The sequence below is a fragment of the Arthrobacter sp. SDTb3-6 genome (assembly GCF_013376095.1).
Classification (GTDB): Bacteria; Actinomycetota; Actinomycetes; order Actinomycetales; family Micrococcaceae; genus Specibacter.
In genome coordinates this window covers 24,958-51,099 of sequence record NZ_JAAMFN010000032.1, presented here as the reverse complement: position 1 = coordinate 51,099, position 26,142 = coordinate 24,958, and the positions used below count along the sequence as shown (strand labels likewise).

22 protein-coding genes are annotated in these 26,142 nt (G+C 68.2%); 6 read left to right on the top strand and 16 right to left on the bottom strand.

Translation table 11 applies throughout. The features are described from left to right. The 3 genes from G6035_RS14880 to G6035_RS14875 all read right to left on the bottom strand — a co-directional run. A partial coding sequence (locus G6035_RS14880; protein ID WP_256128021.1) for a sugar phosphate nucleotidyltransferase occupies positions 1 to 153 on the bottom strand: 153 nt, incomplete at its 3' end. A 136-nt stretch (positions 154 to 289) separates the two neighbouring features. Next, positions 290 to 415, bottom strand: coding sequence for a hypothetical protein (locus G6035_RS20215; protein WP_256128017.1), 126 nt, complete (start codon positions 413 to 415; stop codon positions 290 to 292). Between the two features lie 174 nt (positions 416 to 589). Continuing rightward, the gene (locus G6035_RS14875; protein WP_176617881.1) at positions 590 to 958 is read right to left on the bottom strand and encodes an Hpt domain-containing protein; all 369 of its coding nucleotides are present in this window, start codon (positions 956 to 958) and stop codon (positions 590 to 592) included. Positions 959 to 1,223: 265 nt separating this feature from the next. Here G6035_RS14875 and G6035_RS14870 point away from each other — a divergent pair, with 265 nt between their 5' ends. The 5 genes from G6035_RS14870 (at position 1,224) to G6035_RS14850 (ending at position 4,875) form a co-directional block, all read left to right on the top strand. Then, positions 1,224 to 1,772 carry an alternate-type signal peptide domain-containing protein gene (locus G6035_RS14870; RefSeq protein WP_176617880.1) on the top strand — a complete coding sequence of 183 codons (549 nt, stop codon included), beginning with the start codon at positions 1,224 to 1,226 and terminating at the stop codon, positions 1,770 to 1,772. Positions 1,773 to 1,878: 106 nt separating this feature from the next. Continuing rightward, positions 1,879 to 2,472, top strand: coding sequence for a hypothetical protein (locus G6035_RS14865; protein ID WP_176617879.1), 594 nt, complete (start codon positions 1,879 to 1,881; stop codon positions 2,470 to 2,472). 23 nt (positions 2,473 to 2,495) lie between these two features. Beyond that, positions 2,496 to 3,107, top strand: a complete 612-nt coding sequence (locus G6035_RS14860; protein WP_176617878.1) for a signal peptidase I — start codon at positions 2,496 to 2,498, stop codon at positions 3,105 to 3,107. Continuing rightward, positions 3,104 to 3,940, top strand: coding sequence for a hypothetical protein (locus G6035_RS14855; RefSeq protein ID WP_176617877.1), 837 nt, complete (start codon positions 3,104 to 3,106; stop codon positions 3,938 to 3,940). The genes G6035_RS14860 and G6035_RS14855 overlap by 4 nt, the downstream gene beginning before the upstream one ends. After that, positions 3,937 to 4,875, top strand: a complete 939-nt coding sequence (locus G6035_RS14850; protein ID WP_176617876.1) for a hypothetical protein — start codon at positions 3,937 to 3,939, stop codon at positions 4,873 to 4,875. The genes G6035_RS14855 and G6035_RS14850 overlap by 4 nt, the downstream gene beginning before the upstream one ends. Here the strand turns inward: G6035_RS14850 and G6035_RS14845 are convergent. Beyond that, entirely contained in the window at positions 4,872 to 6,539 is a 1,668-nt protein-coding gene (locus G6035_RS14845) for a cell wall metabolism sensor histidine kinase WalK (protein WP_176617875.1), read from the bottom strand. The two genes, G6035_RS14850 and G6035_RS14845, sit on opposite strands and share 4 nt — an antisense overlap. Before the next feature lie 195 nt (positions 6,540 to 6,734). Between G6035_RS14845 and G6035_RS14840 the strand changes: the two genes are divergently transcribed. After that, positions 6,735 to 7,613 (top strand): response regulator transcription factor, encoded by an 879-nt coding sequence (locus G6035_RS14840; RefSeq protein ID WP_176617874.1) that lies wholly within the window; start codon positions 6,735 to 6,737, stop codon positions 7,611 to 7,613. 39 nt (positions 7,614 to 7,652) lie between these two features. Here G6035_RS14840 and G6035_RS14835 read toward each other — a convergent pair whose 3' ends face one another. The 12 genes from G6035_RS14835 to G6035_RS14780 all read right to left on the bottom strand — a co-directional run bounded on the left by G6035_RS14835 (position 7,653) and on the right by G6035_RS14780 (position 25,435). After that, complete coding sequence (locus G6035_RS14835; protein ID WP_176617873.1) at positions 7,653 to 8,918, bottom strand: alkaline phosphatase family protein; 1,266 nt, start codon at positions 8,916 to 8,918, stop codon at positions 7,653 to 7,655. Next, positions 8,905 to 9,231 (bottom strand): hypothetical protein, encoded by a 327-nt coding sequence (locus G6035_RS14830; RefSeq protein WP_176617872.1) that lies wholly within the window; start codon positions 9,229 to 9,231, stop codon positions 8,905 to 8,907. The genes G6035_RS14835 and G6035_RS14830 overlap by 14 nt, the downstream gene beginning before the upstream one ends. Beyond that, positions 9,164 to 12,772, bottom strand: coding sequence for a hypothetical protein (locus G6035_RS14825; RefSeq protein WP_176617871.1), 3,609 nt, complete (start codon positions 12,770 to 12,772; stop codon positions 9,164 to 9,166). Before G6035_RS14825 ends, G6035_RS14830 begins: the two co-directional genes overlap by 68 nt. Beyond that, the gene (locus tag G6035_RS14820) at positions 12,769 to 13,596 is read right to left on the bottom strand and encodes a glycosyltransferase (protein ID WP_176617870.1); all 828 of its coding nucleotides are present in this window, start codon (positions 13,594 to 13,596) and stop codon (positions 12,769 to 12,771) included. Before G6035_RS14820 ends, G6035_RS14825 begins: the two co-directional genes overlap by 4 nt. After that, positions 13,593 to 17,192 (bottom strand): polysaccharide lyase, encoded by a 3,600-nt coding sequence (locus G6035_RS20210; protein WP_256128016.1) that lies wholly within the window; start codon positions 17,190 to 17,192, stop codon positions 13,593 to 13,595. Before G6035_RS20210 ends, G6035_RS14820 begins: the two co-directional genes overlap by 4 nt. Before the next feature lie 62 nt (positions 17,193 to 17,254). After that, positions 17,255 to 17,464 carry a hypothetical protein gene (locus G6035_RS14810; protein WP_176617869.1) on the bottom strand — a complete coding sequence of 70 codons (210 nt, stop codon included), beginning with the start codon at positions 17,462 to 17,464 and terminating at the stop codon, positions 17,255 to 17,257. Next, entirely contained in the window at positions 17,451 to 18,542 is a 1,092-nt protein-coding gene (locus G6035_RS14805) for a hypothetical protein (RefSeq protein ID WP_176617868.1), read from the bottom strand. Before G6035_RS14805 ends, G6035_RS14810 begins: the two co-directional genes overlap by 14 nt. An 11-nt stretch (positions 18,543 to 18,553) precedes the next feature. Continuing rightward, complete coding sequence (locus G6035_RS14800) at positions 18,554 to 19,972, bottom strand: hypothetical protein (RefSeq protein ID WP_176617867.1); 1,419 nt, start codon at positions 19,970 to 19,972, stop codon at positions 18,554 to 18,556. Beyond that, complete coding sequence (locus G6035_RS14795; RefSeq protein ID WP_176617866.1) at positions 19,969 to 20,943, bottom strand: glycosyltransferase family 2 protein; 975 nt, start codon at positions 20,941 to 20,943, stop codon at positions 19,969 to 19,971. Before G6035_RS14795 ends, G6035_RS14800 begins: the two co-directional genes overlap by 4 nt. A gap of 1 nt (position 20,944) precedes the next feature. Continuing rightward, positions 20,945 to 21,730 carry a glycosyltransferase family 2 protein gene (locus G6035_RS14790; RefSeq protein WP_371131027.1) on the bottom strand — a complete coding sequence of 262 codons (786 nt, stop codon included), beginning with the start codon at positions 21,728 to 21,730 and terminating at the stop codon, positions 20,945 to 20,947. A 421-nt stretch (positions 21,731 to 22,151) separates the two neighbouring features. Next, a complete protein-coding gene (locus tag G6035_RS14785; protein ID WP_256128015.1) occupies positions 22,152 to 23,306 on the bottom strand; it encodes a glycoside hydrolase family 16 protein in 1,155 nt (384 codons plus the stop codon). Between the two features lie 326 nt (positions 23,307 to 23,632). Continuing rightward, complete coding sequence (locus G6035_RS14780; protein WP_176617865.1) at positions 23,633 to 25,435, bottom strand: hypothetical protein; 1,803 nt, start codon at positions 25,433 to 25,435, stop codon at positions 23,633 to 23,635. Positions 25,436 to 26,142: the final 707 nt, after the last annotated feature.

Genomic DNA, 26,142 nt, shown 5'->3' with positions numbered 1-26,142 from the left:
ACTCCCCGTCAAGTCATGCAAAAACTTCGGCGCCGCCGCCCGCGACAAAGGCCACAGCCTGGTCCCGACACCCCCGGCCGGAATAACCGCTACGAATTTGTCCACTGGGCTGTATCCGGGCGCAGCTGCGCCCCGGAATGCATTGGTGTTCATTCTTGACACTGTACCCATGGACCGCCCCAATCCCACTTTGTTGTACCTACACCTGGATGTGATTCCCGCGATAGCGGCATGTCCATTCGCACGGATCCAGGCGCCGGCGTCCCCGCCGCAGCCCCGCGGAGGTGCATTAGTGAAGCACCGCCAGGAGTGTCCAGGCGACGGCAACGGCAACAGCGGCCACGAGGCCCGTCATCAGGTACTTCCGGGACGCCGGGCGGGCGCCGACGGCGATGCCCTTGTGTCTGCCGCTCATGTGGATGCCTTCCCTCTGCGTTTGGCGAATTTGCCCTACCTTCCACGGTAGGCTGGCGCGACCGGGGCGGACAGAGTGGTGACCACTGGCTTTTTTGCGGGCCGGCACTTGCTTCTCCGCCGCCGTTACTTGGTCCATGTTTCCTTGGTCTTTGCGGACCGATTGACGGGTGCCCTAGGCGCGCCGGACATACCGTTCCAGCAGTGCATCCACCGTTCGCTGCCCGCACCGCCCCAAGGAGGGCAGGGCGGCCGTGGCGCCGCCCAGGCAGCCGCTGCGCAGGTTCTTGATCAAGTCCTGGGTGCACTGTTCCAAGCGCTGGGCGCCCACCATGTGGCTGGAGGTGCAAAGGCTCAGTGCCGCATCCATGGCGTCTTCCAGGTCTTCTGCCGTCACGGCGGAGGCCAGCCGCTGGAACCGCCCGGACCACATGGCCACATAGTTGTTGACGAATCCCTTGCACAAGGCGGTTTCCCCGCCCAGGGAATCCTCCAGCTCGTGCAACTGGGCCAGGCTCACCAAGGGTGGACATGGACGTGACATTGCGTGCCTTCCCTTCCCTTTGGTGCCAACTTTCAGTGTTTCCAGCCTAGTTCCCGGGCCCGCCAAACCCATGTATTTTCGGCGAATTGAGCAGATCCTGCCCAAATATTGAGCTTGCCTGGAGGTCTTGGGAGCTTGGGTAAACCTTTGGCGGACCTTCCGCTGATCTTCCCTAAATTGGCGGCATTTTCTTGAGGTGCCTGCCGGATGGTTGTACCCATCGGCAGGAAAACCCGCCGGGAACACTTGAACAAGGGGTCTCACAATGAACAAGATGGTCAAAGGCGCAATCGCAACCGGCGTAGGCGTCATCCTTTTGGTAGGCGGCGGCGGCACGCTGGCCACATGGAACCAGGCACAGCAGGCCAACATGGGCTCCGTGGTTTCCGGTGACCTGAACCTGGCGGCCACCAACGGCAAGTGGACCAACGCCGCCGGCACCGTCATCCCGGACATCACCGCCTACCACGTGGTTCCGGGCGATGTACTGACGTACACGCAGGACGTCACCGTCACGCTCACCGGCGACCTCATGCAGGCCAAGCTGGCGGTCACCGGTGCCGGCCAGGACGGCACCGGCGCCACTGCCTTCGGCGGCGCCGCAACCCTCAGCCCCACCACGCTGACCAAGGGCACCCAGATTCTTCCGGATACCATCCTCACCCCGGCCGATTCCGGAGTGGTCAAGGCGTCCACCACCTTCACCTTCAACACCTCCACCACGGGGCGCACCGCCACCAACGCCACGTACAACCTGGGCGGCATCGGTTACGCGCTGGTCCAGCAGGCGCCCGCCTCCGCGAACAACTCGTAGCCGGGGCGGCCGTTCCCCTGAAGGGGCTGCGGCCAACCCATCCGTTGATGACCCCGGTGGTGTGCCGGCGGACTGCCGGTACACCACCACCCTGTTCGGAGAAGCCATGCGAAGTACGCCCATGCTGAAGGCGGCCGGCCTGGTCCTGGCCGCAGTCCTCCTGGGACTCATGGCCGTCCCGGGCAGCTACGCACTCTGGAACTCGGCCGCCAGCGCCAGCGCCGGCACCATCCAGGCAGCGGACTTCAGGGTCACATTGACTGACACGCAGACCAGCAACACCACGGACATGACACTTCCCAACGGCACCGCCGCCGCCATTGCACTCACCACCACGCCGGCCGGAGCCCTGGTTCCCGGACAGGCCACCTACGCCGGCGTCCAGGTGGGAAACGTCACGAACGCCGGCGGAGCCTTCACCATCCGCGCCGCCGTTGGCTCCACGCCCGTCAAGACGGACACCGGCAGCGGCCTGGCAGGCTACCTGACCGTCAAGGCCGTGGCTGCAGGGTCCCTGGCCCAATGCGCCAGCGCCTCCCTGTACACCTTGGCACTGCCCACCGACCTGCCCTCCATGGCCATCGCCAAGGGGAGCACCGGGGTGTTCTGCTTCCAGGTCAGCCTCAACGCGGCCATGCCCGCCAACCTGGCTGGAAGCACCGCCGGGATCTCCATTCCCCTCACCGTCGCCCAGCAATAGACCAACACCAGAGAAGGATCGCCATGACCGCCACCCACACAGCCACTCCGGTGGCCCAGCCCGCAACGCCGGCAAGCACGGGCACGCCCGCACGGCGCTGGCTGCGCCTGGCCGGGCGCGCCGTGGCGTACCTGCTGTTCCTGGTGGCCGCGCTGGCGGCCCTGGTCCTGGTGGTGGCACCGCTGGCCACCGGCTCCCAGACGTACACGGTCCTGACCAACTCGATGGCACCGAAATACGCGCCGGGCACGTTCATGGTGGTCAAGCCCACGCCGTTCGCCGACCTCCGCGTGGGCGACATCATCACCTACCAGATCGCCTCCGGAAAGCCGGCCGTGATCAGCCACCGGATCATTTCCGTGGGCACCACCCAGTCCGGCGAACGCGTGTTCACCACCAAGGGGGACAACAACTCCCTGGCCGACGCCGGCCCCGTCCACGCCCAGCAGGTCCGCGGCAAGCTGCTGTACGCCGTGCCCTACGTGGGCTTTGTGGCCAACTCGCTGGGCCAGACCAACCGCGGGGCCATCCTGCCCATTGCAGCCGTGGGGCTCATCGGCTTCGGCGCCTTCAGCATGGTCCAGGGCGCCTGGGGGAAGAAACGCACCAAGAAGGAATCCGGACAGGGCGCATGAACCCCGCCCGGTCCGCAGCCCGCCGGAGGCCCCGCCGGGTCCGCGCAGCGGCCGTGGTGGCCGGCGGCCTCCTGGCAGCCGCCGCATCCGGCCTGGCGGCAGGTCCCGCCAGCGCCGACGGCGGCCCGGCCATGGAACTGAGCAGCGATGGCACCCACTTCAGCAGCAACCGGGAGCCTGTGGTCTTCCCCAATCTCTCCGGCATGGTGCCCGGCGATTTCCGCCGCGGCACCGTCTGGGTACGCAACTCAGGTACCGCACCGGCGGAGATCTCCCTGGCCGTGACCTCGGCCCGGGGAAATGCCGTCCTGACGCAATCCCTTGAACTCGCCGCCGGATCGCACGGCGGGCCCGCGGCCACCGTGCCCCTGGCCGCCCCCGGAGGCTGCCGCAGCGTATTCCACGGCCTGGCGCTGGCCCCCGGCCAGACCGCGCGCCTGGAACTGGCCCTTGGCCTGGACGCCTCCGCCACCAACGCCACCCGCCGCGAAAACGCCGCGTTTGGGCTGCTCTTCCTCATGCAGGAAGCCGGTGCCGGCGCCACCATCCAGGCGTGCCACGCGCCGGACGGGACGGCCGCCCCGGCCGCCCGGACCACCCTGCCCCAGCTGGCCGGCACCAGCGGCACTGCCGTGGAGGCGGGCACCGCACCGGCCGCGCCCGAAGCGGCCGGTGCGCCGTCCGGCGTCGGGCATCAGGAGGATCCCGCACCGGACCCGGCGCCGCACAGTAATGTGGTGGGCAACGACCAGCGCCCCGGGCAGCTGCTGCTGCTTGCCGGCGGCCTGTTCTGTGCCGCTGCCCTGGCCAAAAGAAGGCGGAGGAATCCATGAGAAGCCGCCAGCCCCGGCCGGAGGCGGGCCATGCCGCAGGTGCATGGTCGCGGCTCCGCGCGCTGCCGGGCTTCAAGGCCTCCGTGGTGGCGTTCCTCGTGACGGTCTTCATTGGCGGCGGGACCTTTGCCGCCGTGGCCAACTGGCAGCAAAGCAGCACGGCAACCATCGCCATCACGGCCGGCGCGCCCGCCATCACCGCGCCGCCGCCCGTGGGCGGGGTGGTGGCCTCCCCGACGCTCGCCGTGCGGCCGGGGGCCTTTGTGGGCGGTTTCAGCTGTACGTCCGCCAAGCAACAGGGGAGTGTGGCCTTCACCTTCACGTGGCCGGCCGTGACGAATGCAACGTCCTACGCGACCACCCTGTCCCTGACCGGGCCGCCTGCGACGCCGGTTGCCACCGAATCCGTCACCGGCACCACCGCGGTGTTTACCTTCCGCGAAGCCGCGGTCTCCAACGGCACGTCCTACCTGCTGCGGATTGAGCCCTTCGACGGCGCCACGGCCGGTGACCCCGTCTACAAGTCGTTCACGTTTTCCTCGAACACGTCCGGCCAGTGCGACCAGGTCACACCCGCCGCGGCACCGCCGCTGGGGACCGTCAGCCCGACGGCGCAGCCCGTGGTGCGCGGCGCCACGACGTCCACCATGGCCATCAACTGGACTGCCTCAACGGGGGCCACCAGCTATGTGGTTACCGTGAAGTCCACGACCTCCGGCTACGGCACCGAGTTCACCACCGGCAACCTCTCCGCCACGCTGACGTTCCCGCAGGCCGCCACGGATGCCTCCGGAAACCTGGTCAACCCGGCGGACGCAACCGCGCCGTATTACTGCGACTACAGCTTCCGGATCCAGCCGATGAACGGGACCACCGCCGGCGACCCCGTATACAGGACCATCAAGTACTACTCCGGCAGCGCGTCCATGGGCTAGGACGCGCCCGGCGCCTCCACACAGTCCGGCAGGACCAGGCGCATGGTGGTGCCCACGTTGCGTTCGCTGCACACCGAAATGGTGCCGCCGTGCCGGGTGACGATTGACCTGGTGATCATCAGCCCCAGGCCCAGCCCGGGGATGGAGCGCTGCAGGGCGGAATCGGCCCGGAAGAACTTGGTGAAGGCCTCCGCCTGCTCGGCGCTGCTCATGCCCAGCCCGGTGTCCTGGACCTCGCACAGCAGGTCACGGCCGCTGGCCCACAGGCGCACGGTGACCGTCCCGCCGTCGGGCGAGTACTTCACGGCGTTGGAGACCAGGTTGTCCAGCACCTGGCCGATCCGGACGGGGTCAACCCAGGCGGCCAGGCTGGCCGGTGCCTGGGCCGTGAGCTCCACGCCGTTGATGGCCGCGGCCGGGCGCGCCGAGGCCAGGCTGTCCGCAACCAGGCCGGCGACGTCGGCCAGGGACTTCTCCACCTCCATCGCGTCGGTGGTGAGCAGGTCCGCGACCAGCCCGCTGAGCCGGTCGGCGTTGCGTTCGGCCACCGTCAGGTACTTCGCCACGTCGCCGGGCAACAGCTCCGGTTCATCAAGGGCAAGGGCCAGGTATCCCTGGATCGAGGTCAGCGGGGTGCGGAATTCGTGGGAGACGTTCGCAACGAAGTCGTCCTTCGCGGCCATGGCGGCCGTCATGTCGGTGATGTCCTGGAAGGCGATGACGGCGCCGTCGTAATCGCCGTCCTCATTGCGGATGGTCCGGGCGGTGGTGGAAAAGGCCCGGGCCCGGTCCCCGGAGCCGATCCAGATGGGGTAGTTGGTGAAGGACTCGCCCTTGACGGCGCGGCGGACGGGGCGGGCCTCGGCCTCCAGCGGGGTGGTCTTGTCCCCGGCAAAGACCAGCAGGTCCTTCTCGGCAGGGTTCACGACGCCCTCCGGCACGGCCAAGGCGTGGTTGGCCCGCTGCATGGAATTCATCAGCTGGTCATGGCCCCCGCCGTCCACCACCACCAGGCCCACGGCCACCGTGTCCAGGACGGTGGAGAGGAGCTGTTCGCGCTGGCGGCTGGCCTTCAGGGAGGCACGCAGCTGGGCGTCCTTGGCCACCACCTGCAGGCGCTGGCTGTCCATGCTGCTGGTCATGGTCACGACGGCCACGGCGAAGCCGGCCATCATGAACGGGAAGAGCAGCGGCTTGCCCAGATCCCGCGCCGCCACCGGGGTGGTGGCCAGAAACACCGGGGTCCAGACCAGCAAAAGGGTGGCCACCGCACTGCTGACCACGGCCGTCTTGCGCGCCAGGCCGGACGCCGCGAGCCAAAACACGGGGAAGAGGATCAGCAGTCCGGCCGAGGTGGCATATTCCAGGCTGCCCTGGCGGGTGAATCCGATGGCCACAAAATCCAGGTAGGGAATGGCCAGGAAGCTGGGGTGGGGGAGCCGGTCCCAGGGAACCAGGAGACACAGGGCAAGAATGGCGGCGTGCATCCACAGGCCGGCGGTGAAGATGGGCTTCCCAAAGACCTCCGGGTAGATGAGCACGGCGTGGATTACCAGCAACATCACCGTCAGGCTCAGGGGTGCCTGCGTGAGGAGCACCTTGACGCGCAGGGAGCGCTCGTGGAAATAACGGCGGATCAGCCTGGTGGTTCTGGATTCTGTCAAGGGACGTCCCTCTGCGAAAGCGTTGCCCCCAGCAGCTGGAAGTCACGCGGCGTGTCATTGGCGCCGGATGGTTTTGCGGACAACCCTCCTGCGCCCCGACAATGATGATGTCATACTGTTCAGAGGCGTGCATTGGTGGACGCCCATTGCTGCTGTTTGGGGCAGCAGGTCTCTTATGTACCTTCGGGGGTAGTTGTGGATGGGTCGCGGGTTGCTGTCATCATTGAGGACGACCAGGACATTCGTGAACTGATCAAGGTGGTCCTCGCCCAATCGGGCTTTGAGGTGCACACCGCAGGCACCGGCGCGGCCGGGGTGGAGGCCGTGCGCAGCTACCGCCCGGCCGTGGTCACGCTGGACTTGGGCCTGCCGGACATTGACGGCTTTGAAGCGGCCCGGCGCATCAGGCTCTTCAGCGATTGCTACATCATCATGCTTACCGCCCGCGGCGATGAACTGGACACGCTGCTGGGACTGGAAACCGGCGCCGACGACTACCTGACCAAGCCCTTCCGCCCCCGCGAACTGCGGGCACGCGTGGGCGCCCTGCTGCGCCGCCCGCGCCAGGGGGCTGTTGCCGGGCAGGGGACTGCTGCACCGGTGGCCGGTGTCGGGGCCGCAGTGGGGGCCGGCCCGGCGCCGTCGGGCACACCGGCGCCATCGGGAGCTTCGGCGCCGTCGGGAGCCCCGGCCGGGCTGGGGGCCGGCACCCCGGCGCCGTCGGCCGCCGTCGAACATCCCCCGGCGCAGGTGGGCCTGCTGGTGCACAGCGGGCTGTGCCTCAACGGGGCCATGCGCACGGCCGAGGTGGACGGGACGGAACTGGAATTGACCCGCACCGAGTTCGACCTGCTGCTGGCCGTCATGGAAGGCGGGAAGCGGGTGCTCTCCAAGGCCGAGCTGGTGCGCCGGCTGCGCGGGGAGGGGTACGACGTGGGCAGCTACATCAGCGACTCGGACGAACGCACCATCGAGGTGCACATGGCCAACCTGCGCCGGAAGCTGGGCGACGACCCGCGCTCGCCGCGCTGGATCAAGACGGTCCGCGGCATCGGGTACCGGCTGGCCGTGTAGCGGGTCTGGCCGGTGGGCTCCAGGGCCGGCCAGACCCGGTCAGGGTGACGGCGTGCCGGACGCCGTGGTCCACACGTCGGGGCCGAACGCCTCCAGGCCCGGCATCCCGGCGTACCCCAGGTAGGGCAGGCCGAACAGGTTTTCAATGGAGCGCAGCAGCGAATAGTTGTTGTAGGGGACGGTGCTGGTGGCGCCGGCGGCCACATACGGGGAGAGCACCAGTGCGCCGATGCGGCCGCCGCCCTTGCCCGCGCCCTCGTCCTGGCCCAGCGTTGAGTTGTTGGGCGCACCCGGGTAGGCAACATTGGGGCCGGCGGGTTCCTTGCAACAGGCCCGGGAATCGTTCTTGGCTTCGTCGGCCATGATGACGATGGCGCTGTCCTTGTATGCGGGCGATGCCTGGATGCGCGGGATCCAGGTGGAGAGCCAGGCGTCCGGGGTCCGGGGGGCGGAGCACTCGTTGTGGCCGTCGTCGCACAGGCTGGGCGAGATGAACGCGAAGTTCGGTGTGGTGGCAGCGCTCTTCAGGTCCTCGGTGAGTTGGCCGAGGGGACGGACGTTGGCGGCACAGGCCGGGGTGTCCCGCACCGAGGAGAAGTAGATGAAGGGGTTGTGGCGGGCCGCGTAGTTGTCGCCTTCCGCCGCGCCCTGCGTCTCATCGGCACTGTCCGTGCCGAGGCTGGGGATGCCGCAGGTGGCCTGTTCGCGGCTGGGAATGTTGCCCATGTCCTGCATGTAGCCCTTCCACGTCAGCTTTTTGGCGGTGAGCTGGCCGGCCAGGGTGGGGACAAACTGCGGGAAGACGCAGCCGTGCCCGGACTTGACCTGGCCGTTGGCTGCCGGGGTGGCGTCCGTCATGTCCGTGTAGTGCGTGCAGTCGCCCTGGATGTCCTTGGTGGGTGCCGTGCCGCCCAGGATGGCCAAATAGTTGCCAAGGCTCCAGTGCGCTATGCCGTAGAACTCGCTCAGCAGCAGGCCTTGGGGGCGCAGCGTGTTGGCTAGGTAAGGGTAGATCGGCTTGGAACCGTAGACGGAATCATAGGAAACGTTCTCCAACATGATCACGAAGACGTGTTTTACGGGCGGCTGGGCCGGCACGGGTTCGGCGGACGCGCCCGCTGCCCCGGAGGTGCCGGTCCCGGATGAGCCGCCCGCACCCGGGGTCCCCGCCGTGCCCGGGGAACAGGCGCCCAGGAACAGGGTGGAGAGCAGCGCCGCAACGGCGGCAGCCGTGGTCCATGCGGACCTGCGCCGCGCCGTCGTGAACCAGCGGCGTGCCGGGGCGGGGGGTTTAGCTGCCTGCATGGGAGACCGCCTTCGATGGGTCCGGGCCGTGCTTGAGGCCGTCCTGGCCGTACAGGAATTGTGCCATGGTTATCCTGGGCAGCCGCTGTGCGCCCAGCAGGGCGAGCGTGAGCCCTGCCACCACCCACATGCCGGCGGCAGGGTTCCAGAGGCGGAAGTAGACCATGCCCGTGGCCACCAGCAGCGAGGAACCCAGGCTCAGGGCGATGGCCAGGGCAAGGTAGAACGCAGCCCCGGTGGCGAGCCTAGACCGGTGTCCGGGGGCTGTCCGCCAGAACCACAGTGCCGCCGCCCCTCCCGGGCCAATCAGCACCAGGGTCCCCAACACCGACGCCCGCAACGGCACGGACCCGGCCAGGGCCAGGGGAAACGTAGCGGTAGCCAACAAGGCTAGGGCCAGGTCGGGGAGATATCTCAACTTCCGCATGGGGGACTCCGATGATGTGTAGGAGGATGCCGGAGGGGGTTTTGTCGATGACGGTCCAGCCGGGCAGCTTTTGGCAGCTGTCCAGGAATTTCTGCACGCCGTTGGGCGGGCCGATCCCGAGCATCTGCGCCGATTCAATCTGGCTTTGGGTGACCAGCAGGTACGCCCCTGCCTTGCCGGCCACGGACTGGACGTACCCGCAGTTCAGTTGCGGCGTGAAGGCTGTGGGCTTGCCGGGCATCAGGGTGCGGTATTTGTAGGTGGCGTACTTGATGCTGCGCCACGGGGTGTCATGCACGGCCTCGATCACCACGGCGCCGTCGGGGGCGACGTCGTCGAGCCGCTGGACCAGTGCCAGCTCGCCGGGCGTAAAGGTCTCCAGCGCGTCGTTGCCGTACCGGGTCACAAGGAAGGTGCCGGCCAGCACCAGTCCGACGGCGCCCACCACCAGCGTGCGCCACAGCCCGGGCCGCCGCCCGTGCGCAGGAAGCAGGAGGACGGTGGCCAGGCAGGCGGCGAAGGGCAGGCTGTACAGGTACACCCGCAGCAGCAGCTCGCCGCCATAGGGCTGCAATGGCACCAGCAGCAGCGGGATGCCGGCGGCACCGGCCGCGGCCAGCCACGGCCGGTGCCGCCGGGCCAGCAGCCAGGCCCCCGCCGCGCCGGCCGCCCACATGAGGCCCGATTCGGCCAGGCGCGCCGTGATGACGATCCGGTGGTCCGGGTCCCCGGCCACGCGCTGGGTGACGCCAACGGTCTGGCTGACGTCGCCGATGGAACCAAACAGGACATCCATGTGGCCCACCAGGTACGGGGTGGCCACGAACACCAGCCAGGCAATGGGAAGCAGCACGGCCACCACCGGCAATATGCGCAGCCTGAACTGGCCGGTGAGCATGAGGCCCAACAGCACGGCGGCCAGGGCGAACGGCGTGAGCTGGTGCGCGGCCGTGAGGGCCACCATCAACAGCACCAGGCAGAGGCCCAGGACCACCGATACCGGCCGGGAGAGGCCCGGCCCCCGGTGGTATTTCGGGTCCATCCGGGCCGTCAGCCGCTGCCACCACCGGGTGGTTCCCTTCCAGGCGCGGCCGCCAAAGGCCGTCAGCGCGCCGGCGATGATGGTCAGGCCCACAATGTAGGCATACGCCTGGGGTGCCAGGTAGTCCTGGCCCACCCAGCTGGTCAGGTAAAACATCCACACGGCCGCCCATGTGGCGCGCCAGTGCCCGGTCAGGCGCCGGGCGATGGCCAGCAGCACCGGCAGCAGCAGCAGGTTCACGGCCGGGGGCGCCCAGGTGGCGGCCAGCATGAGCGAGTTCATGCCGGTGGAATCGGAAAACATGCCCAGGAAGGCAAAGAACCCCGGCCAGGAAAAGTACGCATCCAGTTTGGTGTCCAGCTGCCCGCCGGCGCCGATGAAGTTGGTGATGCCCAGGTGCCGGTAACTGGCCTCCAGGCGGGGCGTGCCGTGGATCATCGGGTCCAGGCCGTGCAGCAGGAAAATCAGCACCACCAGTTGCACCACGAGAACCCAGACGTGCTGGCGCCTCCGCGCGAGGGACAGGACCACCCCGGCCACGGCGGCCGCCAGCGCCAGGAAGTAGGGCGCCGGCAGTGCCGTCACGGCGCCGAGCGAGCCAATCTTGCTGACATCGGCATGCAGCATTCCCCACATGCCCACGGCCAGGGCCGCCACGGCCGCCACGGCCAGGCCCGACGACGTCACGCCCCTCCGGCGCGTCCACCCGGGCCGGGCGTGGGCCAGCCAGGATTCCAGCCAGCCTTCCAGCCGTGTTCCCTGCCTTGTTGCCAGCCGTGTTGCGGCGACGGTGGGCCGGGCGACGAGCCGTGCGGCGGCGACGGTGGGCCGGGCCACCAGCCGTGCCGCGGCGACGGTGGGCCGGGCGACGGCGTGTACGAGCCGTTTCCGGATGGCCACCCAGTGCGAGTGGTGCATCCGCCAGGCAGCGCGCAGGCCGCGCGCCGTGGGCACCGCCGAGCCTTGGTCCGGGGCGAAGTCGTGGGCCGAGGTGTAGCTGAGGCGGCGGATCCGGCGGCGCAGCAGCCCGGTCCGGGGGAGTGACTTGGGGCGGGCGCCGGCCGGTGTTGTCAGCACCCGGAGCCGCCAGCCCGCCAGCCCCGCGGCCACCACCTGGCCGGCCAGCCACACGAGCGATACCCCCTGAAGGCCCCGCTGCGTAGCCAGGGCCGCCGCGGGCGCCACGGCGATCACGGCGGCCACCACGGCCACGGCCGTGGCCTCGGCCAGGCGGTGCCGCGCCCGGCAGATGCCGTAGTACACCTGGGTCACGCAGCCCACGAGCAGGGCGGGGGCCATGATGAGCAGCAGCGGCCAGCCGTTGGCGTACACGGGACCGAGGAACTTCAACAGCACCGGGCCCACCGCCACCAGCACCACGGCGGCGCCCGCCGTGAGCACGATGCTGAGCCCCAGCGCCGGGCGGACCAGCGCGCGCACGGAAGCCCCGGGGCCGGGCCCCTGCCCCGGTGAACCATCCCCGGGGGTTCCCTGGCCCGGTGCGCCCTGCCCGGCCAGCTTGGCCTGCAGGGAATAGCCGGCGGACTGCGGCACAAAGAACACTGCGGTGGAGAGCATCCAGACCATGTACCAGGACGCCGTGGCGGTGGCGGAAACGGCGGCCGTGACCACCAGCGGGAGGAGGTATCCGGGGGCCCGGTCGGAGAGCATCAGTGCGTGGTTGGGGAGGCCGTGCCGCACCAGCAGGCGCGCCTCCACCCCGCTGAAGCGGACGGGCCGCCAGCCACGGTGCCATTGCTGGGCGGCGCCCAGCGCCACGCTGGCCAGGGCGCCCGCTGCGACGGAGTAGAGCAGCGTCAGCACGCCGCGGTCCCCGGCCCACAGGCCTATTCCCAGGGCGCCCAGCTGGACCACGCCCTGCACAATGCTGCGGGCCAGCGCCTGGTGGGAGCTGGCCTGGGCCACCGCGATGTGGTCAAGCTGGTAGGCCAGGGTGGCCAGGACGGAGGCGGCGAGGAAGACGGCGACGACGGCGGTGCTGTCCCACGCCGCGCCCGTCGCCCCGCCCAGGGCCCGGGTGATAAGCACCACGGCGGCACCCACCACCAGGGAGCTGCCCGCCACGGCAGCCAGCGAGGCGCTGAGAAGCCGGCGGCCGCCGTCGTGCTGGCCGGGAAGGAGGGAAACCGTGGCCGGGCCCACCCCCAGCAGGGCCAGCTGGACGGACAGCAGGACGGCGGAGACCAGCGCGGAACCGAGGCCGAGCCGGGCCGGGGAGAGGGACAGGGCCGCCAACGCCCAGAAGATGAAGCCCACCACCATGGGAGCCACGCGCGCCGCGGCCAGGGCGAGCGTGTTGGCCCCCATGGACTCGGTTTGCAGCGGGCCGGGGCGCAGACGGACCAAAAGGTCGCGGGCGGTCATGTGCGGGCCCGGGTGCCATGCATCCATTCCGAGACCATCGATTGATAGTTGTAGCCAAGGAATCCCGCCCAGTACGGAAGATAGCGCGGGGCGTGGGCCAGGGAGAGGCCCGCCCCGCGGACAGTGGCGAGCAGCGGCAGGGCCACCACCCAGCCGGCGCGTGAGGGGTGCTTGGCGGCCGTGCGGGCCAGGCCCGCCCCGTCCTGCACCCATTGGTCCCGTGCGTTGTCGAAGCCGCCGCTGAAGCGGTGTGCCACGGTGGTGGTCCGCGAGACGCCCAGCCGGGCACCGGCCTCCTTCAGCCGGACGCGCAGCTCAATGTCCTCGCCGGAGCGCAGGTCTTCGTCGAAGCCGAACTCCAGCAGCAGGTCCCGGCGCATCAGGGTGGCGCATACGCAGAACCACTCCCGGACCCGGCTGTGGTTGTGGTGCCAGGCCAGGGCCCGGCCCCAGTAGTCGTCGGAATCGGAGTGGCTCGCCAGGGCGAACTGCAGGCCGTCATAGTGGCCGGAAGTGAACTCGGAGAGCAGGGTTTCCAGCGCGCCGGCCGGAACCAGCACGTCCGCGTCAATCAGGGCGAGCACCTCGGATCTGGCCGCCTGGGCGCCCAGCATGCGGGCTGCTGCGACGCCGCGCCCGCCGTCGGAGAGCACCCGCGCCCCGGCGGCCTGGGCGATGTCCACGGTGGCGTCCGTGGAGCAGCCGTCCACCACGATGACCTCCGCCGGGTGCTGCGCCTTGATGCTGGCCAGGCAGTCCGTCAGCCAGTGGGCCGCGTTGCGGGCGGGGACCACCACGGAGACGGGGAGCTCGGCGCCGGTCACGGCACGGCCTTGATGACGGTGTCGTCGATGTTGATGGACGCCGGCTGCGGGGTGTGCTCCGAACCCATCATCACCGTGGAGGTGCTAGTGGCGGAGGTGGCGACTGCGGCCGAGCTGTACACCTGCGCGCCGTCCAGCCAGACTTCGATGGTGGTGGCGGCGCCGTGCGCTGCCACATGCATTTGGAGTCGGTGCCAGGCATTTGTCGAGACTGAGCCGGCGGTCAGTTGGGTGTAGGTGTCGGTGCCGGTGGGGTTGAGCACCCGCAGCCACAGCTGGCCGTTGGAGTTGTACCGGTAGATGTCCGCGAACCGGGTGGAGCCGGTGAAGAAGCGGAAGTACGGCACGTCGTTGCCAGTGGGCCCGATGGCCGAGATGTCAAACCAGCCGTCGGCGTACACGTCGGTGGAACCGGCCGGAATGGAGTGGGTCATGTTCGCCAGGGACAGGCTGTTGGTGGTGGTGACCAGGCCGGCCGAGTACAGGCCCGTGCGGACGGGGGACTGCTGGGCCGTTGCCGTGCCGTCGCCGCCGGTGTGGACCGTCCATTTGCCCAGGTTGCCGCACTCAAAGCCGTCCGCCACCACGGTGGTGCCGGGGAAGTTGTTGGTGGGCACGGCCGCCGTGCAGTTGGGGACCACGGGGGCCTGGGCCTTGATGACCACGTTGTCCAGGAGCAGGTCGCCCTGGAAGCCGGCGTATTGGTTGCCCATGGAAACCGCGGTGGTGGCACCGGTGAAGCCGTTCACGCCCGTATTGGTGTAGAGGCTGGAGCCGTCCAGCCACACTTCCACCGTGGATGCGGCACCGTTGGGCAGGTAGTGGAACTGGATGTGGTGCCACTGCCCTGTGGTGATGGCCGTGCTGGTCAGCCTGGTGCGGGTCCAGAGGCCCGCGTCGGAGAGCGCCTCAAACCAGAGCTGCCCGTCGTTGGCGTTGCGGTAGAGGGAGGCGATGCGGGTGGTGCCGCTGTTGAAGCGGAAATAGGAGTTCGCGGCCCCGGCCACCGCAGGCGTCTGGATGTTGAAGAAGCCGTCCGCGTAGACCTCGCCCAGCCCGGTCGGGATGGCCTTGGTCATGGTGGCGATGGAGCCGGTGTTGGTGGTTTCGTGCAGGTAGGCTGCGCAGGCTCCCGTGACCGAGCCGCCGGAGACCACCGATGCCGTGCCGTCGCCGCCTGCGTTGACCGTCCAGTTGTTCAGGTTTCCGGACTCAAAGTTGTCAGCAACAACCGTGGTGCCGGGGAAGGTGTTCGTCGGTGCGGCGGTGACGGGCTGGCAGGTGGGGGCGGGCTCCGCCTGGGCCTTGATGATCAGGTTGTCGAGGTAGAGCACCCCCTGCTGGCTGACAACCGGGTTGCCGACGGTGACCGAGGTGACGGCGCCGTTGCGGCCGTTGAGAATTCCGGTGTGGTAGATGTCGGTGCCGTCGAGCCAAACCCCGATGTAGGAACTTGTGCCGTTGGGCAGCAGGCGCAGTTGGATGCGGTGCCAGCGGCCCGTGGTGACCGCCGTGCTGGTGATCTTGGTGTGGACCACGGTGCCGGCCGAATTGAGGGTGTCAAGCCAGAGCATGCCGTCGTTGGCGTCGCGGTAGACGGAGGCCACCGGCGTGGTGCCCATGTAGAAGCCGAGGTAGGAATTCGCGGAGCCGGCCTGCGCAGGGGTCTGGACGTCAAAGTAGCCGTCAGCGTAGACCTCACCCAGCCCGGCCGGGATGGCCTTGGTCAGGGTGGCGATGGAGCCGGAGGAGGTGGTGGATTGGATGCGGGCCGAGCAGGCACCCGTGACCCAGGCGTTGGAGACCACCGATGCCGTCCCGCCGCCGCCGGTGTTGACGGCCCAGTTGTTCAGGTTGCCGGACTCAAAGTTGTCGGCCACGACGGTGGTGCCGGGGAAGGTGTTGGTGGGCTGTGCCGTGGGGGACTTGCATGCCGGGGCGGTGGGGGCCTGGGCCTTGATGACCAGGTTGTCCAGGTAGAGGACGCCCTGCTGGCCGGCGCCCTGGTTGCCGACGGAGACCGAGGAGACGGCGCCGGTGCGGCCGTCCAGGATTCCGGTGTGGTAGATGTCCGTGCCGTCCAGCCAGACTCCCACATAGGAACTGGTCGCGTTGGGCAGCAGCCGCATTTGGATGCGGTGCCAGCGGCCCGTGGTGACGGCCGTGCTGGTCAGCCTGGTATGGACCACGGTGCCGGCCGAATTGAGGGTGTCAAGCCAGAGCATGCCGTCGTTGGCGTTGCGGTAGACGGAGGCCACCAGCGTGGAGCCGATGTAGTAGCCAAGGTAGCTGTTCGCCGAGCCGGCCTGTGCCGGGGTCTGGACGTCAAAGTAGCCGTCTGCATAGACCTCGCCCAGCCCGGCCGGGATGGCCTTGCTCAGGGTGGCCATTGAGCCGGAGGAGGTGGTGGACTGGATGCGGGCCGAGCAGGCGCCCGTGACCCAGGCCTCGGAAACCACGGCCGCGATGCCGTTCCCGCTGGTGTTGACCGTCCAGTTGTTCAGGTTGCCGGATTCAAAGTTGTCAGCAACAACGGTGGTGCCGGGGAAGGTGTTCGTCGGTGCCGGGGTGGCCGTCTTGCACACCGGAGCCGTGGGTGCCTTGGCCTTGATGAGGAGGTTGTCGAGGTAGAGCACGCCCTGCTGGCTGACAACCGGGTTGCCGATGGTGACCGAGGAGATGGCGCCGGTGCGGCCGTCAAGGTTGCTGGTGTGGTAGATGTCGGTGCCGTCCAGCCAGATGCCCAGGACGGAGGTGATTCCGTTGGGCAGCAGGTGCATTTCGACGCGGTGCCAGCGTCCGGTGGTGACGGCGGTGCTGGTGAGCCTGACGTGGACCACAGTGCCGGAGGAGTTGAGGGTGTCAAGCCAGAGCTGGCCGCCGGTGGTGTTGCGGTAGATGGAGGCCACCTGCGTGGAGCCGATGTAGAAACCGAGGTAGCTGTTCGCTGCGCCGGCGAGTGCGGGTGTCTGGACGTCGAAGTAGCCGTCTGCGTAGACCTCGCCTTGGCCGGCCGGGATGGCCTTTGTCAGGGTGGCCATTGAGCCGGAGGAGGTGGTGGACTGGATGCGTGCCGAGCAGGCGCCCGTGACCCAGGCGTTGGAGACCACCGCTGCCGTCCCGTCGCCGCCAGTATTGACGGTCCAGTTGTTTAGGTTGCCGGATTCAAAGTTGTCCGCGACCACGGTGGTGCCGGGGAAGGTGTCCGTCGGTGCCGCGGTGGCGGACTTGCACACCGGGGCCGTTGCAGCAAGCGTGGTTGCCTTCGGGGCTGTCGTTGTGGTGGTTGTGGCCGAAGGCTTTGGGGCGGGCGCCGTGGTTGCCGTGGTGGCGGGCGCCGACGTGGCCGGGGCGGTGGTTGCGGGTGCCGTGGTGGCTGGTGCGCTGGTTGCGGGTGCCGTGGTTGCCGTTGTGGCCGGAGCCGTGGTTGCCGGGGCCGTTGTGGCGGGCGCGGTGGTTGTGGTGGTGGCAGGTGCAGTGGTGGCTGGGGCAGCGGTTGCCGTGGCCGCCGGGCTGGTCCCGGGGGAATCGCTGGGGGGTGGCGTGGCGGCCGTGACTGCCAGGCCCGCCGTCATGGCGAGCACGGCGGTCATCATTACTGTGCGAATTCCTGCTCCTGGCCTTTTCACAATGGCACCTCCAGATTGCCGGTCCCGCCCTAGGGGGCGTCCACCGTGGCCAGCGGGCACCTTGCCCGCTCCACCGATTTACCGGCGGCGTTTGCCGCCGGGGCGTAAAGAATTGTTGCGCTGGGCGCTGCGGCGGGGACGCCGTCGCAGGCCAGCAGGTGCGCGGTGGCGCGGACCCGGACGTCTCCCGAGGGGGACGTCCGGCGCGCCATGCCGGCGGCGAGGCTAAGCCCATTCATTGAGCAGTGCCTGCACTGTGGCGGTGACGTGGTCGCTGGTCCGGTCTGCGGACCAGGCGGCCGGAATTTTCAGCACGTGGCACGGAATGCTTCCGAGTCCACGGCGGACAATCCTGGCTTTGTCGGCGAAGTATGACTCCAGGGGGACCAGCCCCGTGGCGCCCAACGCCTCGATCAGGCTGCGGGACACGCCGGGCAGCTCAGTGTGGAAATTGCCCACGATCCGGGTGGTCATCCACTCGGCGCTGCGCGGTTCAAGGACAGCATCCGCCCCGGAGTGCCGCTCCAGGAACATGGCCACCCGGGTTGGTGCCTCGGTGGCGATGTTTCCCGCGCCGAAAGCCTGCTCCGGCTGGACCATGCGGTGTTCCGGGGACCAGTGCCTGGTGAATGCGGCAGTGCGGGGATACCGGACGATGACCGGGTGGACAATCGTCGAGGCACGTTCCAGCGGCTTCGTCAGCCCCTTGGGCACCAGGGGCTTGCGCGGCCCCTCGAACAGCTGGGGGTAAATGGGCTGGTGGTGTGCCTTGATGAACATCGGCTTCGCATAGCCCAGCACCGTCCCGTCCGCGCGGAGGAAGGCCCAGTCGTCGGCCATGAACTGCACGCCGTCAATCTTCACCAGCTTGGCCACGGTGCTGGTCTTGCCAACGCCGCCCCAAGCCGGCATCAGTACGCCGGAGCCCCGGTAGTTGACGATTGCGGCGTGGACCATGGCCGCATCGTTAAGGACGCACAGGCGGTCCAGCAGGGGTATCACGGCGGTCAGCAGCTCACCGCGCCCGGCCACCGTAAACCCGCTGTCCGTGACTGTCACCGTCACCCGGTCCCGGGGGAGGAAGAGGGTGTCGTCCGTGTACCGGTAGGCATCCTCCGCGTGCGAGGGGTTCTCCAGCACCACGGCCTCCCCGGTGACCAGGATCCGGAACGGGTCGATCCCCGGGAATCCGGTGTGGAACGGCCGGAGCATGTCCACGAGCTGCGGCGCCCCGGGGGTGCCGGGCGCCACTTCGACGCTGACCAGGCCGTGGATGTCGAAGTGGGCGCCCGTTTGCACGGGTGAGGTTGGAGTCATGGGGTCCGCCGTCACGGGACAACCGCCTTTACGATTACGTCGTCGATGTTGATGGAAGCAGGCTGCGGGTAGTGCTCGGAGCCCAGCATCACCGTGGTGACATTGGTGGCCGAGGTGCTGACCGCGGAGGAGTTGTACAGCAGCGCGCCGTCGAACCAGACCTGGATGGTGGAGGCGGTGCCATTGGGCACAACTTCCATTTGCACGCGGTGCCACGAGTCCAGCGGCACCGAGTAGCTGGTCAGCCGCACGTAGGAGTATGTGCCGGCCGGCGTCAGCACGCGCAGCCACAACTGCCCGGTGGAGTTGTACCGGTAGACGTCGGCGAAGCGGGTTGTGCCGGTGAAGAACCGGAAGTACGGCACGTCATTGCCGTCCGGCCCGATTGCGGTGATGTCAAACCAACCGTCCACATCGGTTTGCGTGGTGCTCGCCGGCAGTGCGGTGGACATGTTGGCCAGGGAGTTGGTGTTGCTGGTGGTCACCAGGCTGGCAGCCAGTGTGCCGTCGTAAACGGTGGAGGACTGGACGCCGGCCGTGCCGTCGCCGGCCATGTGGACCGTCCAGTTGGCCAGGTTGCCGCATTCGAAGCCGTCTGCGACCACTGTTTGTCCCGGCATGGTGTTGGCGGGCGGGGTGGCGCTGCAGGACGTTTGGGCGGCGGTGGCGGCCTTGATGATCACGTTGTCCAGGTAAAGGTCGCCCTTCTGGTTTTTGCTTTCACTGCCCAGCATCACGGAAGTTACGGGCACGGTGGGTCCGTTTACGCCGGTGCTTGAGTACACCAGTGAGTTGTTCAGCCACACCTGCACGGTGGTTGCGGCGCCGTTGGGAAGGAACGCGGCTTGGACATGGTTCCAGGCAGAGAGTGGGACGGCCGCGGTGGTCAGCCTGGTGCGCACCCAGCCGGCCGTGGGGGAGAGCGTCTCCAGCCACAGCTGCCCGTTGGTTGCGTAGCGGTAGACGGAGGCGATCCGCGTGGTGCCGTTGAAGAAGCGGAAGTACGGGTTCGTGGCGCCTGTGGTGCCGGCCGTTGCCAGGTTGAACTCGCCGTCCGCATACACTTCGGCGGTGCCTGACGGGATGGCCTTCTGAAGGTTGGCCACCGAGCCCTTGGACGAGCTGGTGTGCAGGTATCCGGCACAGCCGCCCGTATAGGTGGGGGTCCCGACAACACTCGCCGTGCCGTCGCCGCCGGTCTTCACAGCCCAGTTGAGCAGCGTCCCGGACTCAAAGTTGTCCGCCACCACGGTGGTGCCGGGGAAGGTGTTGTCCGGCGGTGCCGTCAGGGGCTGGCAAAGAGGGACCGTCAGGGTTGCGGGGGCGGCGGCAACGGCTGCCGTGCCGGCCGCGGTGACGGACAGGCCGGCCGTCAAGGCCAGCGCCGCCGTCATCATGACGGTCCCAATTCCGAATCTTGACCTGGTCATAGCGCCACCTCCATATCGCCGGAATTGCCCCTCGCGGCGTGCGCGGCGGACAGGGGGTGCCTTGCGCGCCCCACAACATAGCCGGCGGCGGTTGCCGCCAGCACGGAAAAAATTGCCCCGCTGCTGACCAGCCCGTCGAACTGGCCGGAAACCAGGTTGCGGACGATCGCGCGGGGGAGCACCTCGGCGACGTAGCGGCGCTCCGGGCCCAGCCGCCGTCGTGCGCCAGGCAGGGCGGAGATTTGGGCCTTCGAGATCCCCTCGCCCCACGACCGGGCCAGCATGTAGCCCAAGGTGCCCCGGGATTGGGGGACATGGTGTGAGGCCAGCGACGCCGGCTCGTACACCACGCGCCCGCCGGGGCGCAGGGCGGCCGCCCGCATGCACAGCTCGGTTTCCTCACACCCGTGCAACGCCGTCGTCCGGCCCATGCGTTCATCGAAGAGGCCGGCGTCCTCGAAGACGGAGCGGCGGAAGGACATGCTGGCCCCGATCACGTTGCGGACCTGGGCGGCGACCCGCGGCAGGCCGCGGTAGGAACAGCCCACAATCCAGTCCAGCTCCTGCGGGAAGTGGGCCGGGCGGCCGGTTTCCCACAGCGGTTCGATCCGGCCGCCGACTGCGTAGACCGCCGGGTCGTCGTAGAGTTCCAGCTGGCGTTCCAGCCATTCCGGACCGGCGACGGCGTCGTCGTCCAGGAAGGCGATGATCTCCCCGGTGGCGGCCAGGACGCCGGTGTTCCTGGCCCCGGACAGCCCCTTGGCGCCATTGTTTTCAAGCACATAGGCGCCGGTGAGGTGGTGCAGGAGCCGCTTTTGCAGCGGCTGGTTGTGGTCCACGACGATGATGAGTTCGTGGGCGGCGGCGGTCTGCGCCTGGACCGATTCAATGGCCTGCTGCAGCCACGCCCAACGGTCTTCGGTGTACGCACAGATCACGACGCTGGCGGTGGGGAGCTGGTTGGCCGGCATCTCACACCCCCATCGGCGGGGTGAGCAGGGCTGCCAGGTCCTCCGGGGCACGGGAGACCTCGACCGGCGGCTCGTGGTAGTGGACCCGTTGCATCGACTCGGCCATGGCGCCGGCGGTGGGGGAATCCCACAGGGACCATTCCTTCACCAGCGTGTGCAGCACCCGCCAGCCGTCCTTGAAGGTGCGCAGGTTGGACGTGCCGGAAAGCCGGTTCAGCTCGTGCGTGGGCACTTCGGCGATGCGCAGTCCGGCCAAGGCGGCCCGGATGGCCAGTTCGGTTTCAATTTCAAAGCCGTTGGAGGCGAGCTCCAGGAGGGGCAGGCACTGCCGCCGCAGGCCCACGTACCCGTAGCAAAGGTCGGAAAAATGGCGGTGGCATGCGACGTTGGCCAGGCCGGTCAGGGCCCGGTTGCCCTGCCCCCGGAGCCAGGTGAGGTCGTCGGAGGCGCCCCCGGTGAGGTAGCGCGAGCCCTTGACGAAGTCGAAGCCGCTGCTCAGGAGCTCGGTGTACCAGCCAATCTCGGCCGGGTCCATGCTGCCGTCGGCATCGATCATGACGATCAGGTCGCCGGTGCTGGCGGAGAACCCGGCCCGGATGGCCGCGCCCTTGCCCTTTTCGCTTTCCAGGACGATGTCGACGTCGGGGCGGACCGCCTTGGCCACCTTGACGGTGTCATCCACGGAGCGGCCGTCCACGATGACCACCTGGTCCACGAACGGGGGGATGCGCCGCAGCACCCACGGCAGGTTCCGTGCCTCATTGAGTGTGGGAATCACCAGGCTCACCGTTGGATTCCGGTGTACGACTGGAGGGTGGGGAGTTCTCTGGGGCAGATGCGCCGTAGTGGCGCCTCCTGCTTCTGCCGGGCCCGAATAGGTCATTGCTTCCTCCAGATTTGCGGAAGACACGGTGAAACCTATTTAGGCCCCCGTGCCCTTGCCGCGGCTGCCTCCCTCAAGGACGTCCCCAGCAAAACTATTTATTTCAATCCCACAAATGAGACCTAGACCGGCCGCCCATGTGGTTTTTTCCCTGGCGGCTAAAAAAACACTACGTCCGGGGGATGGCCGCCGATAGCGTAGGAACTACTTGAATTGAAAGGGCCTGTACTCGTTTTTGGGGGCCGCTACTTGCGCACGAAAAGGGCCGCCGGACGTCGGTGTGACGTCCGGCGGCCCTGATGCCGCGGTATGAAGGGGTGGTGGGCTACTTGTAGACGCGCACCCAGTCGATCTGCATTTGCGAGGGCTTGGTGGCCGCTCCGCTCGGGAACCAGTCCAGCTGGATCGTCTGGTGCATGCCGACGCCCGGCTGGTGGGCGGGGTTGGTGTCGGTGAACGTCTTTACGCCGTCGATGTAGCCGGTGATGCCGGCCGGTGTCCACTCCACGGCGTAGTTGTGCCATTGGGTGGTGTCGATCGGCGTCGAACTGGTGGTCTGGAAGTCGGAGCCGCTGCAGGCGTAGTGGAGGAAGAACTTCATCTGCGTGGTCAACTCCGTGCTTTCGGCGTAGTCGATTTCCGCGCACGTGGAGGAGGCGTTGTTGTTGGGCCACAGGATCAGCACCGGGTGGTACTGCGGGTCCCGGTCGTTGGTGCGCATGCGGGCTTCCCACCGGCCATACTCCTGCTGGGCGAACTTGGCAGACATCCCGCCGGTGTTGCCCGAGGAGTCGCCGCTGACGGTGGCCATGCCGTTGGCAACGTTCCAGGCCGCCGGGGTGCGGGTGCCGTTGCCCGCGTGGCCGGCACTGTCGTAGACGCTCCACTTGGTTGAATCCGGGGCTCCGGTGTAGTTGAACTCGTCACCGGCAACCACGGACCCCCAGCCGTACTTGACCGCGGCCTGGGTGCCGTCGCCGGTCGGAGCTGCTGCCAAAGGGGCGCTGGTGGCGGTCGGCGTGGACGTGGCAGTCGTGCTGGAGGTGGGGCTGGGGCTGGTCACGGGGCTGGGGCTGGTGACAGGGGCCGGGCTCGGGGCGGACGTTGTGGTCGGCGAGGGCGACGCCGTGGGGCTGGGGGAGGGCGACGCCGTCGGCTTGGGCTTGTGGGAGTTCGTTGCCTTGGTCGTTTGGGTGCTCCTCTGCGTCAGGGAATGCGAGGCCAACGGCTTGCTGGCGGCGGCCAATTCTGCGCTGGAGCCGGCGGCTGCATTGCCGTGGCCGCCCGGCGCGGCCAAGCCGCAGCCCGTCAGGGACATGACTCCGATGGCCATGAGCAGCACGGCCTTGTGGGCGGCTGCCTTGCGGGGGGCGGCCTTGTGTGCGGCGGCGGTGCGCGGCCTGGCCGCTGCTCCGGCCGTGGGGGCTGTTTTTGCTGCCAGGTGCTGCGCGTTTTGGGCATGGTTGTGCTTAAAAGGCATATATCTCCCGGGTAGGGACGCCCCTGTGGGACGTTCATGTAAGGTGACGGCGACACACCGCCGGGAGAACCCCCAGGCCCTTGGCGGACGCGGCCGCCGTCGGAAAATGCATGGAAAGGCATCCGGCCATGGGACCGGAACCTTTAGGAGACCGGGCACCACATTACCGAAATGGCGCTCAGATAACAAAACGGTAACGACGCCGGCGTGTCGCCGGGCAGCCCGATGGCCCCGGCGCCGTCCGGTTGACGGGGGCGCGGGGGCCGCGGGCTGCCGGCTTACTTCAGGGGGCTGCCGGCCGGGTGCTGACCGGGTTACTGCCCGGCTTACTGCCCTGCGGGCCGGCGGCTGCGCCACACGGCGCCCGCGCCGACCACCAGGAACATGATTGCCAGCGAGACACTCCAGGCCGGGTCATAGCCGGTTGAGGCCAGCGCGGTGGGCTGGGCTGCCGATTGCGGCAGTACGGAAACGGCCTGCGGAACCACTACGGCTGCGGCTTTCGGGAGCACTGGTGTCGCTGCCTTTGGAAGCACGGGCGGGGCCGGGTCCGATACGGGCTTGGCTGGCGGGTCTGTCACGACCGGGGTTGCCGGAGGGTCTGTGACTACCGGGGTCGACGGCGGGTCAACGGGTGTGGTGACGGCCGAGCAGTCCACTGTCCCAAAGGTGACCGTGTAGCTGGCCGTGCCGTCGTTGTTGGCCGTCCAGCCTGCCGCGGCGGCCAGCTTGTGGCTGGCCTGGGGTGTTGCGGTGACGGTGACGGTGCTGCCGGCCGCTGCCGGTCCGGTTACGGTGTAGTCGATTCCGGGTGTGGTGGCGAGCGTCAGTGTGGGTGCGGTGGCGGTTCCGGATGGTGTGCAGACAGCCTGGGTGGCGGTGGGCGCCGTCGGGGTGGCCGCAACAATCGGTGTCGCCGCGGCGCATTCCGGTGCTGCGTCGAAGGTGACCGTGTAGCTGGCTGTGCCGTCGTTGTTGGCCGTCCAGCCTGCTGCCGCGGCCAGCGTGTAGCCGTCGGCCGGCGTGGCAGTGACGGTGACAGTGTGGCCGGCGGCTGCGGTTCCGTTCACGGTGTAGCCGATTCCGGTTGTCGTGGCGGGGGCCAAGGCGGGTGTGGTGGCCGTTCCGGAAGGTGTGCAAACAGCCTGGGTGGCGGTGGGCGCCGTCGGGCTTGCCGAAACAAGAGGGACCACCACGGCGCAGTCGGGTGCAGGGTCGAAGGTGACCGTGTAGCTGGCCGTGCCGTCATTGTTGGCCGTCCAGCCTGCTGCGGCGGCCAACGTGTAGCCGGCCGCCGGGGTGGCCGTGACGGTGACGGTGCTGCCCGGGGCTGCCGTTCCGGCCACGGTGTAGCCGATGCCGGGTGTGCTGGCGAGGGTCAGCATGGGTGCCGTGGATGTCCCGGGTCCGTTGCAGACTGCCTGGACGGCGGCTGGCGCGGCCGGGACCGCTTCCGTGACGCAGCTGGGGGCCGCGTCAAGGACAACGGTGTAGCTCGCCGTGCCGTCCGCATTGGGCATCCACCCATTGGCGGCTGCCAGCGTGTACGTGCCCTGCGGCGCGGGCGTTGCGACCACAGTGACGGTGCTGCCGGCAGCGACGCTGCCAACCACCGTGTAGAAAATCCCCTGGGTGGACGCCACCTCTACTACGGGGACAGTGGCCGCGCCCTGGTCCGTGCAGGTGGCCTGGCTGACGGTGGGGGCCTGGGGCGTAACCGCTGTGGCGGGCGGCGCCGTTGCACAACCATTGTTGAAGATGGCCTGGCCCGCGGCGTCCCAGTTCTGGCCGTTCGGCCGGAGGCTGTTGGGCGGGTAAATGTCATCGACGTGGGTGCCATGGCCCGTCTTGAAGGCATCAAGGCTGACGGTGACTAATAGGTACTGGTCCACGGGGTTGCCTGTGGCATGGCACAGGCTGACCATTTCATCGGTGGGCGCCGCTGAGGTGGTGGCCGCTGTGGCGGTGGCCGCTGTGGCGGTGGCCGCTGTGGCGGGGCCGGCGGCCAGCGCGGCGAGGCCGGCAAACGCCAGGGCGAGTACTGCGGTCGATGCGGTCAGGCCGGACAGCAACCGCCGCCCCCGCGCGCCCCGGGCCGCATGCAATGACTTGCTGGTTTTTCCTAACATGATTCCCCAACTCCTAAAATGCAGTAGTAACTGCGCCAACGGAATCCGCCGAAATTGTGCAGCTTTCCAGGATTTTTTTCGGCGGTGTGGGATGCCTGGTCGCGGGCATCCGATCCGGCGGTGGGGGTGAAGGAAACGCATGGCTGAGGGCCGGCGAGCCATGCTCCAGCCGGTCCTTTCCATACTCCATGAATAAGTAACACTTGCTTCTCCGCCCCAGCGTCGGACCAATACCGCAAGACTAGATTTGCCTGATGGGCAATCAATAGCGTGATGGCCACTCGTATTTTTATGGAGCACCACTTGGGTGATGCGATTTACTACTTGGAATTTCTTATTTTCTGCCGGTATTTTTCGGTCGGTTGGGCCTGGTGTGGGGCGGTTCAGGCTTGGTGTTGGCCCGTTTTGGCGCCACAGTGCTGGGTTCACGCAGGGTTCATGCTGGGTTCACGCGTGGGGGGGCTGCTGGTGCCGCGAGCCGGCGGGCGATTTTTGGGCATGGCAAATTCGGGCTGGAATTGAATTTCAGCCCATTTTGTGGTTGCGGAAAAATTTATTTCACAGGGTGCGTTTTATGCGCGCAACGAGGATCTCTTGGTGGCAGGGTCCGCAGGCAAGGAAATGCCTTTCGAATTGCGTCCATGAAATTGAATTGAGACCACGCATGATTGCCGTACCGTTGCCAGCCCATCCTTTCCACAATCTTC